The 1,839-nt window shown below is 64.6% G+C and carries 2 protein-coding genes and 1 pseudogene; 2 read left to right on the top strand and 1 reads right to left on the bottom strand.

What is annotated here, in order from left to right; translation table 11 throughout:
- Positions 1 to 1,000: peptidoglycan -binding protein (locus tag WBB85_RS08350; protein WP_432638161.1), on the top strand; the 1,000-nt coding region annotated here is incomplete at its 5' end.
- 57 nt (positions 1,001 to 1,057) lie between these two features.
- Here the strand turns inward: WBB85_RS08350 and WBB85_RS08345 are convergent.
- A complete protein-coding gene (locus tag WBB85_RS08345; protein ID WP_432638160.1) occupies positions 1,058 to 1,642 on the bottom strand; it encodes a flavin reductase family protein in 585 nt (194 codons plus the stop codon).
- Positions 1,643 to 1,721: 79 nt separating this feature from the next.
- On the opposite strand from WBB85_RS08345, the pseudogene WBB85_RS08340 reads away from it, so the two are divergent.
- Positions 1,722 to 1,839, top strand: a pseudogene (locus tag WBB85_RS08340) (GNAT family N-acetyltransferase); the annotation flags it as partial.

Here is a 1,839-nt window from a genome sequence, read left to right as displayed (position 1 = left end):
GGGCGAAGCGGCGTCCGAACAACTGTCCGAGGCCGAGGCCGCACGCTTGACTGAAGCGGCCGCCGCTGCCGCCTTGCGCGAAAAGCTTCTGGGCGCCGAGGATGAGTTGACAGCGATGACGCTGGCGCTGGAAGAACAACGGCGCCGCGCAGAGGAGACACTGACATTGCTCGCGGCGGCCAATGCCCGTACGGGAGAGGAACTGAGCGAGGCTGACCGTCAGAAAGCGCTTCTCGATACCGCGAATGCCGAATTGGCCAAGGAACAGGCCGCTTCGGCCGAGGCGGCGCGAAAGGTCGCCTTGCTGAATGAGCAGATCGCCGCGCTTCGCGGCCAGCTAGGTGCATTGCAGGACCTGCTGGATTCCTCGGATGCCCGCGATGTTGAGGCGAAGGTTCAGATCGACGCGCTTGGCACGCGGCTTAACTCTGCACTGGCGCAGGTTGCGGCCGAACAGAAGCGCCGGGCCGAACTGGAAGAGGCCGAGCGCCTGCGGCTTGAGGCCGAGGCCAAGGCACTGAAGGAAGAAACCAAGGAACTGGCGCAGTACCGGTCTGAATTCTTCGCGCGCCTCAGCCGGGTGCTGTCAGGGCGCGAAGGCGTGCGCGTCGTGGGCGACCGCTTTGTGTTTTCGTCCGAGGTGCTGTTTGAACCGGCATCGGCCGATCTGGCGGCCGAGGGGCGCAGCCAGATCGCCGGTGTGGTGGCCACGCTGCGCGACGTCGCCGCCGAGATCCCGCCCGAGGTCGACTGGATCATTCGTGTCGATGGGCACACCGACAATGTGCCGTTGTCTGGAACCGGCCGCTATCGCGACAATTGGGAGCTGAGTCAGGGCCGGGCGCTGTCGGTTGTCCGCTTCATGCAAGACAGCCTCGGCTTCCCGCCGGACCGGCTCGCCGCGACGGGGTTCGGGGAATATCACCCGGTTGCAGAGGGGGACAGCCCCGATGCGCTGGCGCAGAACCGGCGGATCGAACTGAAACTGACCGAGCGCTGATCGCGCCTTCCATTTTCGACGGTATCGATCCGCCGGATCGGGCGGCGACGCGCCGTCTTAATCCTGACCCGGCCTGATCATCTCGAACACGTCCCGGACCACGGAATAGTCGCGATATCCACCCCGGGCGAGGGGGTGGAATTTCGTCACGTCGAAACGTCCATCGGTGATACAGTCGTCGCGCAGGTGAATGCCCATCACCGCGCCGAGGATCAGGTGATTGTCGTCGCCCAGAAGCCGGACGACCTGGGTCACCCGGCATTCGAGCACAGCAGGGGCATCTGCGACGCGGGGGCAGGGGATGGTGTCGCACTCGGCCCGCGCGACCCCGGCCAAGGTGAATTCATCGGTGCCGGGCGGGTAGCTGCCCGAGGTCAGGTTCATCGCCTCGCGCGCGGCATATTCGACGATATTGACCGCAAAGACGCCGGTTTCCTCGATATTCGATAGGCTGTCCTTGCGCCCGGTCGAGGCGAATGTGACCTGCGGCGGGGTGTAGGCCACGCCGTTGAAAAAGGAATAGGGGGCAAGGTTGTCACCGCTGGCCCCCCGCGATGAGATCCAGCCGATCGGTCGCGGCGAAATGATCGCGTTGAAGGGATTGTGGGGCAGGCCGTGGCCATCTTCGGGTCGGTAGAACATCGCGCCTCTCATTCGGTTTGAACCGATCCTGCCCGCATGATAGGGGCGATTCCAGCAGAATTCGGGGAGAGACGCGCCTTTGTACAGGCTGGAGGAGGAGACAGAGGCCGACTGGTGGGAGGTCGAGGCGCTTTATGACCTCTGCTTCGCGCCAGGACGGACGGCTTTGTCCTCATACCGGTTGCGCGACGGTGTGC

Origin of the sequence: Albidovulum sp. (genome assembly GCF_049646345.1) — a bacterium.
GTDB lineage: Bacteria > Pseudomonadota > Alphaproteobacteria > Rhodobacterales > Rhodobacteraceae > Albidovulum.
The sequence above is the reverse complement of the archived record's forward strand: the minus strand, read 5'-3'. Positions and strand labels throughout refer to the sequence as shown.

Bases quoted from the DNA above. Each gene is read 5' to 3' on its own strand.
- WBB85_RS08345 (WP_432638160.1), bottom strand. From the start codon at position 1,642: ATGTTCTACCGACCCGAAGATGGCCACGGCCTGCCCCACAATCCCTTC.